Raw genomic sequence first — 12,510 nt, 5'->3', positions numbered from 1 at the left:
CCGGGACGTTCCGCTTCACGGTCGCGAGCGCGATCGGCCCCAGCTCGTGGTGGCGCGCCGCCGAACCGACGAACCCGATCTGCCGGCCGCCCGGGATCTCGACGGGGTCGCCGTGCGCGGGGAGCCGGTCCACGCTGCCGTCCAGGTGCAGGAACACCAGGCGGCGCGGCGGACGGCCCAGGTTGTGAACGCGCGCGACCGTCTCCTGGCCCCGGTAGCAGCCCTTCTCCAGGTGCACGGCCGTCTCGACGAGGCCCGCCTCGTGCGGGATCGTCCGGTGGTCGGTGTCGAGGCCGAACCGGGGGCGGTGCGCGGCGATCCGCAGCGCCTCGTAGGCCCACGTCCCGGCGGGCCGCAGCCCCTCGGGGAAGCCGTCCGCGCGGGGGACGATCCGCGTCGTCGTCCCCGCGACGTCCGGCCAGGACGGGCCGTCGCCGAAGGCGCCGTCGCCGAAGGCGCCGTCGCCGGACGGGCCGGTCACGACCATGTACGCGTCCGACACGTCGGCGACCTCGACGCGCAGCATGAACCGCATCCGGTCGAGGAACTCCACGAGCGACGGCGCGGTGCCCGGCTCGACGTGCGCCCAGACGGCCTCGCCGTCGTCCACGAGGAACAGGTGATGTTCGATGTGCCCGTTCGGGCTGAGCAGCAGCGCCTCGGTCGGCTCGTACGGGCGCAGCGCGTCCAGGTGCTGGCTCAGCAGGCTGTGCAGCCAGCTCAGCCGGTCGGGCCCGGACACCCGGACGACGCCGCGGTTGCTCCGGTCGACGAACGCGGTCCCGGCCGCCAGGGCGCGTTGCTCCTGCGCGGGCTCCCCGTAGTGCGCGGCGACGCCCGCGTCGGGCGAATCGGCGGCGACGGCTCCGGGCGACTGCAGCAGCGGGCTCTCCATGACCACCACACTATGCGGCGGTCACCCGGCCCGGCACTCCTTGCAGCGGCCGTAGACCGTGAGGTGGTGCACTTCCGTCTCGAACCCCTGATCGCGCCGCAGCAGCGCCGCGAGGCCCTCGGCCACCGCCGGGTCGACGTCCTCGACCGTGTGGCAGCCGCGGCACACCAGATGGATGTGCTCGGCCTCGGTCGCCAGGTGGTAGTTCGGCGGCCCGTGCCCGAGGTGCGCGTGCTTGACGAGCCCGAGCTCCTCCAGCAGTTCCAGCGTCCGGTAGACCGTCGAGATGTTCACGCCGCGCGCGGTCCGCTGGACCTCGGTGCAGATCTCCTCGGGCGTCCCGTGCTCCAGGTTGGTGACCGCCTCCAGCACGAGCTGGCGCTGCGGGGTGACCCGGTACCCCTTCGCCCGCAGCTCCTGCTGCCACGACTCAGCCATACCGCGCTCCATCGTGCGCTCCGTGCCGCGCTCCGCCATGCCCCGAGTGTATGCCGGTTGACGACGTCAAGAATTCGTTTGCCCCGCGCCGGATCCGTCGCATACGTTCGAGACACGCGTGAAAGGAGGTGGTCCAAGCAATGGTTTGCAGTGGGACTCGCGAGGTGACTGTCCGCTAGTCGCCGTTCCGCCTCGGCGCCGCCGCCCCCGGCGGTGGCAACCGGTCGCGACGGTGACCGGCGAATACCAGGCAGTTACCCGATCCCCGGACCGATGATGGACCAGTCCTGTCCATCCCCCGCACCATGCGGGAAGGTCCGGGGATCGTTCCATTTCCGGCCCCCGCCGCGGCCTTCGGCTCGTTCAGCCGACCTTCTTCAGCTGCGCCGACACGTGCGCCTGCAGCTTCTGCCCGACGGCGGCCATGTCGTAGGCCCAGCCCAGGGTCGTCCGCTCGTCGCCGATCAGCCCGTACAGCCGGTGCCCGGCCGTGACCTCCTTGGCCGACTCGGTGCGGGCGACGACGTCCGTCTGCAGCTCCACCCGGTTGAACGCCACGTTCCCGACGTAGATCTCGACGATGCCCGTCGGGTGCGCCACCGTCACCTCGACCTGATGGTCGGGACGCGGCCGCCAGTAGCCCGTCTCCGTCGCGAGGGGGCTGCCCAGAGTGCCGTCCTTCTCGATCCGCCACGTGCGGCTGGTGTAGATCAGGAACGGCTTGCCGTTGTGGGTGAAGGACATCTCCTGACCGAAGTTGAACTCCTCGATCGTCGGATAGCCGCCGACACCGGCGCCCTCCCAGGTGCCGAGGAGGAACTTCAGCGGCTCAAGGTCGGGGTGCAGCTCGAACTCCATGGCAACCGAGCGTAGCGCGCTACCGCAGCCGCCCGAGCCGTACGACGAGCAGGACGGCGACCACCGCCACCAGCCCGAGCGCGCCCACCAGAACGCCCGCGTTCACCACGCCGCCCACGGCACCTCCCACGTCCGACGACCGGACGACTATACGGTGCGGGCCGCGCGCGGTCCGGGAGCGTCGCCCGCGCGCCGGACATCGGGACGCAGGTCGCCGGCTTTGTAGAGTGCCTGCATGGCACGACCTCTGGTGATCAAGGTGACGGTCGGGGCGGACGCGCCGGAACGCTGCAACCAGGCGTTCACGGTCGCGGCGGCCGCCGCGGCGAGCGACGTCCCGGTGTCGCTCTGGCTGGCGGGCGAGTCGGCGTGGTTCGCGCTGCCCGGCCGGGCCGCCGGGTTCGAGCTGCCGCACGCCACCCCGCTCGACGATCTGCTGGCCGTCGTCCTGGCGGCGGGCCGGGTGACGCTCTGCACGCAGTGCGCCGCGCGGCGCGGCATCGGACCGGACGACGTGCTGCCCGGCGTCCGGATCGCCGGGGCGCCCACGTTCGTCGAGGAGATCACCATGGACGGCGTCCAGGCGCTGGTGTACTGACCGCGGCGCACCACCGGGTTCCCCGTCGATTCCGGTTGATCGGCCGGGAATTGGTAATGAGTCAGCGGACGACCCGAGCACAGGAGACCCGTTCCGCATGGTGGACATCCCCGCATGGGCCTGGATCGCGACGATCGGCCTGATCCTCGCGCTGTTCGTCCTCGATTTCGTCGTCGCGGTCCGCAAGCCGCACGCCGTGCACATCCGCGAAGCGACCGCGTGGTCGGTCTTCTACATCGCGATCGCGCTGCTGTTCGGCCTGGCGCTGTGGATGCTCGTCGGGCACCAGGCCGGAACCGAGTACTTCGCCGGCTACATCGTCGAGAAGAGCCTGTCGGTCGACAACCTCTTCGTCTTCGTGATCATCATGACGAAGTTCGCCGTGCCCGACGAGTACCAGCAGAAGGTGCTGCTGTTCGGCATCGCGGCGGCGCTGGTGCTGCGCGCGATCCTCATCGTGATCGGCGCCGCGTTCATCAACCTGTTCTCGTTCACGTTCCTGATCTTCGGGCTGATCCTGATCTGGACGGCCGTCCAGCTGATCCGCAACCGCAACGAGGAGCCCGACGTCGGGGACTCCTTCGTCGTCCGCCGGGCCCGCAAGATCATGCCGCTGACGACGGACTTCCACGGCGGCAAGATGCTCACGCACGAGAACGGGCAGCGCGTGATGACGCCGCTGCTGCTCGTCTTCGTCGCCGTCGGCAGCACGACCTGCTGTTCGCCCTCGACTCGATCCCGGCGGTCTACGGCGTCACCAAGTCCGCGTTCATCGTGTTCTCCGCGAACGCGTTCGCGCTGCTCGGCCTGCGCGCCCTGTACTTCCTCATCGAGGGCCTGCTGGAACGGCTCGTCTACCTGTCCATCGGCCTGTCGGCGATCCTCGCGTTCATCGGCGTGAAGCTGATCCTGCAGTTCCTGCACGAGGACGTGTCGCACTCGATCCCGCACATCGCGACGCCGGTGTCCCTCGGGGTGATCCTGCTGATCCTCGTCGTCACGACCGTCGCCAGCCTGGTCCGCGTCAAGGGGCACCCCGAGGAGAAGGCCAAGCCCGGGGCGCTCCGCAAGTCCCGCAAGCGCGAGGAGGAGCCCTCGGACGCGCGGTCCTGACGCGCGCCGAGAGCCTCAGACCACCTCGAAGTCGGCCATCATCGCCATGTCCTCGTGTTCGAGGTTGTGGCAGTGCATCATGTACCGGCCGCGGTGGCCGGTGAAGCGGGCGAGGACGTCGACGACCTCGTAGGGGCGGACGTCCACGGTGTCCTTCCAGCCGGCGTCGGTCGCGGCGGGCGGGCGTCCGTTCCGCGCGACCACCTGGAAATGCGCCAGGTGCAGGTGGACCGGGTGGTGGAAGTCGCTGACGAACCGCCACATCTCGACGCCGCCCAGCCGGGGTTCGGCCAGCGGGACGCCCGGGCGGAACGGTGCGCCGTTGATGGTCCACGCGGCCGCGCCGTCCGCGTCCGTCCGGCGGAAGTCGAACGTGCGCGTGACCATGCCCGCCGGACGAGTGAGGGGTTCGGCCCGCGCGAGGCGTGCGGGGATCGCGCTGTCGTCCCGGGCCTTGCGGGCGATCCGGAACCGCATGACCGCGCGCGTGGCGCCGTCCCCGAGGGCGTTCTCGAGCGTCACGGTCGAACCGACCGGGTACGCGGAGAAGTCGACGATCACGTCGAACCGCTCCGCCGGGGAGATCGTGATCGACGAGTGCTCGCGCGGCCGTCCCAGCAGTCCGGCGTCGCTGCCGATCTGGACGAGCGGGCCGCCCGGGGCGAGCCGCAGCCGGTACCGGCGGGCGTTGGAGGCGTTGACGAGCCGCAGCCGGTACCGCGTCGCCGACACCTCCAGTTCGGGCCACGGCGCGCCGTTGACCAGGACGACGTCGCCTTCGACGCCCTCCATGTACGCGTCGGTGACGCCCGGGGCGCCCAGCAGGGTCGGGTCGGCCGAGGGGTAGCGGAACGCGCCGTCCTCCTCGAACGCCCGGTCGCAGATGAGCAGCGGGACGTCCCGTTCGCCGTGCGGCAGCGGGAGCCGCTCTTCCTCGCCGTCGCGGACCAGCAGGAGCCCCGCGAGGCCGCGCCAGACCTGCGGGCCGGTGAAGTCCATGCGGTGGTCGTGGTACCAGAGCGTGGCGGCGCGCTGGTCCAGTGGGTACGTGTAGTCGCGGACCCCGGGGTGCAGCGTCCACTGCGACGGCGCGACGGTCATGGCCCCGTGGTGCGCGTGGGCGCCCGTCGCGGGGTGGAAGTGCAGGCCGGACGGCACCACGAGGTCGGTGGGGTAGCCGTCGGACGACGCCGGGGTGACGCCGCCGTGCAGGTGCGTGGAGGTCGGCACCGGCAGTTCGTTGCGGACGCGGAGGGTGAACCCCTGCCCGCGCCCGGTCTCGAACGTCGGGCCGGGGAAGGTCCCGTCGTAGCCCCAGATCTCCGTCGTGGTGCCGGGGACGATCTCCACGCGGGCCGGGCGCTGCGTCACCTCGTACCTTCCGCCGGGTGCGGGACGGACGACGCGCGGCACCGGCAGCGGCACGCGGAACGGTTCGGGCAGCGGGAGCGCGCTGGTCAGCGGTTCGCCCGCGACCGGACGGCCGGTGAACAGCCCGCGGCCCGCGACCCCGGTCGCGGCGACGGCGGCGGCGCGCCGGACACGCCGAGGAAGCGGCGGCGTGAGATCACGACTCCGCCCTCCGCGGCAGCGGCGTCCGCCACACCCACACGGTCACCAGCGCGGACGCGCCGAACAGGAGCGTGCCGAGCGGTATGTGCATCGCAATCGACCGGTCCGTGCCGAGCCCGATCTGCACGGTCTCCGCCGCGATCAGCGCGGTGCTCGCCAGCGCGGGCCAGCCGGGGCCGCGTCCGGGGCGCCACAGCAGCACCGCCGCCCCCCACTGCACGGTCAGCAGCGCGGGGGTGAGGACGGCGTTGTTCGCGTGCCAGGCCAGCATGTCCACGTCGCCGGTGGCGAACAAGCCGGCCAGCACGGCCTGCATCAGCACCCCGGCCAGATGCCCCGCGGCCGACAGCCGGAGGGTCCAGATGATCCCGTTCATGGCGAGCACAGTAGGGCGAATCCGTCCTAATGCGCCACCCTGTTGCGTTAATGCGACGGAACTCCGGCGACCGGACGCCGCTCAGCGGGCCGTCGCGAACCGCGCCGACGAGTTCCGGTCGGTGACGCGGTTTCCCAGGGAGAGCTGCGGCCACAGCCCCGCGAGCTCCTGCCGGGAACGCTCCGACCAGGCCCGCGCCCCGTCCCCGCGGGTCTTGTAGAAGTTGACCGCGTACCCCTCGGTGTGGACGCGCAGCAGCGCGAAGCCGCCCGGATACTCCTTGACGGCGCCGACCTCCTGGTGGACGACGCGCGGCGCGAGCGGGAACACCGACCGGTGGTTGCGGTGGGTGTGGCCCGCGTGGTGCAGGAAGACGCCGGGCGTCCGGTTGTAGGCGGCGAGGATCCGGAGGGACTGGACGGGATCGAGGGACCGCCCCCCGGTGAGCGCGAGGGCCGACTCCTCCTCGAAGAGCGGGTGGTGCCCGACGACGAGCGTGGGCCGGTCCGGGTCCGCGCGGAGTTCGGCCTCGAACCAGGCGAGCTGCTCCGCGGACAGCCCGCCCGCGTCGCCCCCGTCGCCCGGTTTGTCGTAGGTGTCGAGGGCGACGATCCGGAGCCCCGGCAGGTCGCGGGTGAAGTAGGTGCGGCCGTCCGGGAAGAACGCGTCCCTGAAGTGGTCGGTCTCGTGGGGACGGTCGTGGTTGCCGCGGGTGACGAGGTAGCCGCGGCCGTACGCGCCGAAGCCGTCCAGGAGGGCCTTGACGCGGCGGACGTCCGCGCGTCCGGCCTCGGCGGTCAGATCGCCGTTCGCGACGATCAGCGTCGCGCCGCGCGCCCGCGCGTCCGCGACGAGGGCCTCCGTCATCACCTCGGGATAGGGCCGGAGGCCGGGGACCTGCTCGATGCCCTTGATCCAGGGCAGGCCGCCGACGAGGCCCGCGACGGTCTCCCCGATGTGCAGGTCGTTGCAGAGCGCGATCGTGGCCACGTGGCGTCCCGGCGGCGGCGCCGGGGTGGTGAAGGAGAAGACGTCCCCTCGCGGCGTTCCGGCCGCCTGCCCCGCCGCGAGCCACGTGGGCGCTGCGTCCCGTCCGGACGAGCGCGCCCGGTAGTAGTACGTCCGGTTCGGCTCCAGGCCGGTCAGCTCGACGTAGTGGTACGCGGTGCCGGACGGCCCGTGCGCCGTGCGGGTGAGCCGGGACGGGTGCGTCCCGTACACGACCTCGGCGTCGGCCGGGGCGGGACGCATCCGGCCGAGCCCGTCGTCCGTCCCGTCCTCGCCCGTGTACCAGGTGAGGACGGCCGCGGACTCGGTGACCGTGACGAGTTCGAGGTTCACCGGACGGGCCGCGGCGGCGGAGGCGCGCGTGCCGCGTGCGAGCACGGCGCCTCCGGCCGCCGCGGCCGTCCCGAGGACGAGGGAACGGCGCGCGATATCGACCATGACCGTCACGGTCACAGGGCCGGGCGCGCCGCACCAGACCCAACGATCGATCTTGATCGCGGGTTCATCCCCGCGCGACGTCCCGTTCGCGCGGACGAACGACCGGCGCGGGGATCCCGGTCAGGACGCGCCGAGGACGGCGTTCAGCCGCTCCTCGCGCAGCCGTCCGGCCCACGAGTCGTCCAGCGGTTGCAACTGGTGGCCGACCGCCCAGGTGAGCAGCAGGTCGGCGAGGCCGGGGTTGCGGACGAGCGCCGGGCCGTGCATGTACGTGCCGAGGACCCGCCCGGTGTAGGCGCCCTCGTACCCGTCGCCGTTGCCGACGCCGTGCACGACCTGCGCGAACGGGCGGGCGTTCGGGCCGAGCCGGGTGACGCCCTGGTGGTTCTCGAAACCGGTGATGCGCGGCACGTTCAGCTCGCCCGCGACGTCCCCGACGATCTCGCCGACGGCGCGCTGCTCGCCGCGTCCGGAGGTGATGTCGAGCAGGCCGAGGCCGGGCAGCTGCTGCCCCTCCTCGCCGCCGAACTCGCGGCCGAGGATCTGGTACCCGGCGCACACGCCGAACACGACCGCCCCCGACTGGACGGCGCGCGCGAGGCCGCCGTCGCCCGCGAGGCGCTGCGCGGCGAGGATCTGCGGCCGGTCCTCGCCGCCGCCGAGCAGGTAGATGTCGCCGTCGGCGGGAACGGGCTCGTCCGAGCGCAGGCTGACGGTCTCGGTCGGGATCCCGCGCAGTGCCGCCCGGCGTTCCAGGACGATCGTGTTGCCCTGGTCGCCGTAGGTGCTGAGCAGGTCCGGGTAGATCCAGACGATCTTGATGCGGTCAGACGACACGGCCGTACCTCGTTCGGATGCTCTGGAAGGCGGTGTAGTTGGCGATCACGTCGAGGTGCCCGGGCGGCACCGCCATGACCGCCTGGTCGATGTCGTCGATGAGGGTGAACGCCACGTCGGCGGCCTCCAGCCGCGCGGCGAGGTCGATCCGCCGCTCGCCCGCCACCCACACCGGACGCCCGCGCAGGATGCGGTAGTCGACGTCCCACAGCCAGGACGTGTCGCGCCCGTTGCGCGTTGACCGACAGCGCGACCGGGCCGGGCGGCGGCTGCAGGACGTCGAACGCCTCCAGCCAGCCCGCCGGGTTCTTCGACAGCAGCAGCCGGATGCTGCGGCCCTCGTGCTCGACCGTCGTGTACCGGCCCGCGACCGACGTGACCTGCGACAGCAGCGGCAGCGCCTGCTCGGGCGGGACGCCGAACTGCGCGACGACCGCGAGCGCGACGAGGGCGTTCGACCGGTTCGCCCGGCCGGGCAGCGACAGCCCCGTGAGGGAGAACGCGCGCCCGTCCGGTGCCGTGATCGTGTCGCCGCGCAGCGTCCAGTCGGGGCGCGGGCGGCGGAAGTGGCACTGCCGGCAGGCCCAGTCGCTGTCCTCGTCGGTGTCCTGCCGGTCGAGGGGGCCGCCGCACTCGGGGCAGCACCAGGAGTCCTCGCGCCAGTGCTGGCCCGCCGCGACCCACGTCACGCTCTTCGCGCTCGCCGCGCCCCAGGTGACCAGCGGGTCGTCGCAGTTGGCGATGACGTGGCTCTGCGGGGCGGCTTCGAGCGCCCTGCGCCACTTGCCGGCCAGCAGCCAGATCTCCGCCGCGCGGTCCATCTGGTCACGGCTGAGGTTCATCAGCGCGACGACGTTCGCCCCGGTCTCCCGCAGGACCATCGGGACGTACTTCTCGTCGCATTCGAGCACGCCGTACCGCGCGGTCGGCGAGGACGCCAGCGCGGACACGTGCCCGGTGGGCATGTTCGCGCCGAACGCGTTGGTGGCGACCTCCCCCAGCGGCGTCATCGCCGAGGTGATCAGCCGGGTCGTCGTCGTCTTGCCGTTCGTCGCGCTGACGAGGACGAGCTTGCGGTCCCGGGCGAGCCTGGTCAGCAGCTCGGGGTCGAGCCGGAGGCCGATCCGCCCTCCGATCACCGAGCCGTCCCCGCGGCCCGCCATCCGGGACATCTTCGCGGCCGTGCGGCCGAGCGCGACGGCCAGCTGCGAACGCAGCGGAAGATCGCTCATTGGCTCCGTTTTCTCTGGATGCGCCGGGAAACCGTTTCGAGCCTAGCCGTTGCACGTACCGCTCGCGGCGCGCCCCGTCCGGTCCGCCCGGAGTTCGCCGGGGAGGCCGCACCGGGCCCGGATAGGCGATGTGAGCAGCATCATAACTTTCGGGGTAAACCGTCTTCGGCAATCTTGACCCGTACCAAGATCTCGTGATTCGGTGCGAGCCCCGACGTTCGGTGAGCCAGATTCCCAACCACACGCCCCGATGGAACCTCACCCACTACTTTTGTCGGGTGCCCTGCGCTTTGCGGGGAAGCGGTACCCGCCCGGCCCGGCGGGCCGGGATCGCAGACGTGGGCGAAGCGGCGATAAGGCGAGGTCTGAGCGATGCAGTGTCCGACGTGCGGCTCCAACACGCCCGGGACGCTCGGCAGGTGTTCGAACTGCGAGGCGCCGATCGATGTGTACTCGCTCGGGCCGCAGCCCCCGCTCGGGGCACCGGTGGCCGACGCTCCCCCCGCGGGCCCGTCCTGGACGCCGTCCGCGCCGCCCGCGCCGCCCGGGCAGGGGCCGGCCGGTCCGCCCGGGGGCGGTTACGGCGGCCTTCCGGACACCGGCATCGACATCTCCGGCGTCGCATCCGGCCCGCCGGGGGGCACGAACTCCACGATCCGCGACATCCCTGGCGCGCCTGCCGGCGGCATGGACGCGCCCGGCGGTGCGGACCACGGACGGCGGGCGCCCGCCGGGCCGCCGCCGCGATCGCGGGCATGGACCTGACGATCAACGCCCCGGCCGGTCCCGCCGGACCGTCGCCCGCGGGCCCGCCTCCCCTCGGGCCCTCGCACGCCGGTCCCCCTCCCGGCGGCTCTTCGCGCCCGTGCCGCCCGCGCCGGCGGAGGCCACCGGGGAGTCGACGGCCCCCTGGGCGTTCGACCCCGACGACGACGATGACGACGACGTCCCCGGGCTCGGCGTCCCGCCGCACCCCGCACCTCCCGTGCCCGCACCCGCGCGCCGGCCGCGGCGGTGCCGCCGTCGAACCCGTTCGGGCTCGCGGACGCGCCGCCGCCCACCGAGTCGATCGTCCCGGACTCTGGTTCGCGCAGCCGCGCAAGCCGCAGGAGCAGGACGCCGCGACGCAGGTGTGGTCGCCGCAGGAGGCGCCCGGCGCGGGCGCGGTCGACCGCACGATGATGGACCCGGCGCGGTCCGGGCCGCCGCCCATGGGCGGGCCGCAGGGCCCGATGGGGCCGATGGGCCCCGGCGGTCCGCCGCCGCACGGGCCGGGGATGCCGATGGGGCATCCGGGCCACGGCGGCCCCCACCCCGGGTACGGAACGCCGCAGCGCGACGGCTCGCCGCCGAACAAGGTGCTCCTCGCGGCGGTGGCGGCGCTGGTCACGGTGGCCGTGGCGACCGTGGTGCTGGTGGCGCGGCCGTCCGGCGACGACGGCAAGCCCGCCGCGAACGCCACGCAGGCGGGCGACGGCCCGTCGAGCACGCCCGTCGCGCAGAAGGACCCGGTGTCGGCCGAGACGAAGGAGCAGGCGGCGGCCATGAACGAGGTGCTGGACGCGAGCGTCAACACCCGTTCGGTGCTGGGCGCGGCGCTCACCCGCGCCGGGAAGTGCAAGACGCTCCCGCAGGCGATCAAGGGTTTCGAGACGGTCGCGCAGCGGCGGCAGAACCAGCTGAAGCGCACCCGGGAGATGGCGCTCGACCAGGTGCCGAACGGCGAGCAGTTGCGGACGTCGCTGTCGCAGGCGCTGCAGGCGTCCCTGGACGTCGACCAGAAGTACCTGAACTGGGCGCGGCAGGTGCAGCACGGCTGCCGCGGCAAGCCGAAGCCCAGCGCGGGCCAGGTGCAGGGGACGGCCGAGGACAACCGGAAGGCGACGAACGCGAAGCAGCAGTTCGTCAAGGTGTGGAACCCGGTCGCGAAGCAGACGGGCCTGCCGGAGCGCGACTGGCGGCGCGTCTAGCCGCCCGGCCGTCGCGTATAGCCGTCCGGTCACAACCGGCCGGTAGCGGCGCGCTGGACAGGACGATCCGGCGCGCCGCGCAGTATCTTGTCACCGTCGGGGGACCTCCTGCGGTAAGGGGCTTCTATGCGGTGCCCGGCTTGTGGAAGCGACACGTCACCGACATCGCCTCAGTGCCTCTGGTGCAAGGCCCCGCTGGGCGGGGCGTCCGGAGACGCGACGGTTCGCGATGCGCGGGACGGGGCGTGGGCCGCTCGGCCGGTCCGTGACCCCGGCGGTCATCCGCCGACGATTCCCGTGCCCGACCCTCCGGCGCCGGGCGACGTGCCGTGGCCGTCGCCGCCGCGGGACGACCGTCCGCCGTACGACCGCACGACCCCGATGCCGCCGTCCGGGACGGGCGAGACGTCGATCCCGCTGTCGCCGGAGCCGTGGGCGGAGCCCGCGATCTGGCAGCCGCCCGCGGCCCCGAAACGGAGCCGCAAGCCGCTGGTGCTGGTCGCGGCGGGCGCGGTGGCGCTGGCGCTCGTCGCGTTCGGGATCGTGTTCTGGCCGAGCGGGTCGGAGTCCTCGTCCGGGAACGGGCTGTCGTCGGCCGAGTCGAGCACGGGCGGGGACGGCGGGTCCGGCGGGTCCGGCGGGACGCCCGCGACGGAGACGGGCGCGGGAACGCAGACGTCGGCGGGTCCGGAGTCCGGGGAGGAGCCGCAGGCGGACGGCGCGGCGTTCCAGGAGCAGGCGGGCGCGGTCGACGGCATCCTCGCGGACATGGGTTCGACGCGTTCCGACCTCGGTTCGGTCGTCATCGACGAGGACTGCGGCGTCGCCGGGCTGGAGCGGGTGCTGGAGGCCCGCCGGTCGCAGCTGGAGCGGGCCCGGGCGCTGGACGTCGGCGCGCTCGAGAACGGCGCGCCGATGAAGGACGCGCTGGTGCGCGCGCTGGAGGCGTCGGTCGAGTCGAACGAGCGGTACGTCGCGGTCGCGCCCGGCTGCCCGTCGCCGTCCGAGGTGTCGGACGTGAACGGCCGTGCGACGAGCGCGAAGAACGAGTTCGTCGACTACTGGGCGCCGATCGCCGAAGAAGCGGGCCTCCCGGCCCGCACCGCCGACGACATCTGACCGCTGCGCGCTCCGCCCGTCCCTCCGTTGATCTGCGGCGTGTTGCCCTAATGGCG

Annotated in this window: 12 protein-coding genes and 2 pseudogenes; 6 read left to right on the top strand and 8 right to left on the bottom strand. The window is 73.1% G+C overall.

The features are described from left to right. The 3 genes from BJF79_RS01085 to BJF79_RS01075 all read right to left on the bottom strand — a co-directional run. Window positions 1-895, bottom strand: an 895-nt coding sequence (locus tag BJF79_RS01085; protein ID WP_075894593.1) for a YgfZ/GcvT domain-containing protein, incomplete at its 3' end; no start/stop codon positions are given. Between the two features lie 21 nt (window positions 896-916). After that, entirely contained in the window at window positions 917-1,333 is a 417-nt protein-coding gene (locus tag BJF79_RS01080) for a Fur family transcriptional regulator (RefSeq protein ID WP_075894592.1), read from the bottom strand. 363 nt (window positions 1,334-1,696) lie between these two features. Beyond that, window positions 1,697-2,191: an FABP family protein gene (locus BJF79_RS01075; protein WP_075894587.1), complete on the bottom strand. Its 495-nt coding sequence runs from the start codon at window positions 2,189-2,191 to the stop codon at window positions 1,697-1,699. Between the two features lie 235 nt (window positions 2,192-2,426). Here BJF79_RS01075 and BJF79_RS01070 point away from each other — a divergent pair, with 235 nt between their 5' ends. From BJF79_RS01070 to BJF79_RS57895, 3 genes and pseudogenes are all read left to right on the top strand, one after another. Further along, window positions 2,427-2,789 carry a DsrE family protein gene (locus BJF79_RS01070; protein WP_075894586.1) on the top strand — a complete coding sequence of 121 codons (363 nt, stop codon included), beginning with the start codon at window positions 2,427-2,429 and terminating at the stop codon, window positions 2,787-2,789. Window positions 2,790-2,886: 97 nt separating this feature from the next. Next, window positions 2,887-3,285, top strand: a pseudogene (locus BJF79_RS65185) (TerC family protein); the annotation flags it as partial. Between the two features lie 26 nt (window positions 3,286-3,311). Continuing rightward, on the top strand, window positions 3,312-3,902 hold the full coding sequence (locus BJF79_RS57895) for a TerC family protein (protein ID WP_262401352.1): 591 nt from the start codon (window positions 3,312-3,314) through the stop codon (window positions 3,900-3,902). A 15-nt stretch (window positions 3,903-3,917) separates the two neighbouring features. Here BJF79_RS57895 and BJF79_RS01060 read toward each other — a convergent pair whose 3' ends face one another. The 5 genes and pseudogenes from BJF79_RS01060 to BJF79_RS01040 all read right to left on the bottom strand — a co-directional run bounded on the left by BJF79_RS01060 (window position 3,918) and on the right by BJF79_RS01040 (window position 9,365). Then, entirely contained in the window at window positions 3,918-5,273 is a 1,356-nt protein-coding gene (locus BJF79_RS01060; protein WP_262401350.1) for a multicopper oxidase family protein, read from the bottom strand. Window positions 5,274-5,469: 196 nt separating this feature from the next. Beyond that, on the bottom strand, window positions 5,470-5,850 hold the full coding sequence (locus BJF79_RS01055; protein ID WP_075894591.1) for a hypothetical protein: 381 nt from the start codon (window positions 5,848-5,850) through the stop codon (window positions 5,470-5,472). Between the two features lie 81 nt (window positions 5,851-5,931). Beyond that, window positions 5,932-7,296, bottom strand: coding sequence for a purple acid phosphatase family protein (locus BJF79_RS01050; RefSeq protein ID WP_075894590.1), 1,365 nt, complete (start codon window positions 7,294-7,296; stop codon window positions 5,932-5,934). 120 nt (window positions 7,297-7,416) lie between these two features. Next, window positions 7,417-8,133, bottom strand: coding sequence for a type 1 glutamine amidotransferase (locus tag BJF79_RS01045; RefSeq protein WP_075894585.1), 717 nt, complete (start codon window positions 8,131-8,133; stop codon window positions 7,417-7,419). Beyond that, window positions 8,123-9,365: pseudogene (locus BJF79_RS01040) on the bottom strand (MurT ligase domain-containing protein). The gene BJF79_RS01045 and the pseudogene BJF79_RS01040 overlap by 11 nt, the downstream one beginning before the upstream one ends. A 372-nt stretch (window positions 9,366-9,737) precedes the next feature. On the opposite strand from BJF79_RS01040, the gene BJF79_RS01035 reads away from it, so the two are divergent. The 3 genes from BJF79_RS01035 (at window position 9,738) to BJF79_RS01025 (ending at window position 12,454) form a co-directional block, all read left to right on the top strand. Further along, entirely contained in the window at window positions 9,738-10,130 is a 393-nt protein-coding gene (locus tag BJF79_RS01035; protein ID WP_143219631.1) for a hypothetical protein, read from the top strand. 170 nt (window positions 10,131-10,300) lie between these two features. Continuing rightward, window positions 10,301-11,335, top strand: coding sequence for a hypothetical protein (locus BJF79_RS01030; RefSeq protein ID WP_075894583.1), 1,035 nt, complete (start codon window positions 10,301-10,303; stop codon window positions 11,333-11,335). A gap of 297 nt (window positions 11,336-11,632) precedes the next feature. Then, window positions 11,633-12,454 carry a hypothetical protein gene (locus BJF79_RS01025; RefSeq protein ID WP_075894582.1) on the top strand — a complete coding sequence of 274 codons (822 nt, stop codon included), beginning with the start codon at window positions 11,633-11,635 and terminating at the stop codon, window positions 12,452-12,454. The last annotated feature ends 56 nt before the right edge of the window (window positions 12,455-12,510 follow it).

The sequence above is a fragment of the Actinomadura sp. CNU-125 genome (genome assembly GCF_001942465.1).
Lineage (GTDB): Bacteria > Actinomycetota > Actinomycetes > Streptosporangiales > Streptosporangiaceae > Spirillospora.
Note: the sequence above shows the minus strand (reverse complement) of the source record. Positions and strands in the feature narration are given on the sequence as shown.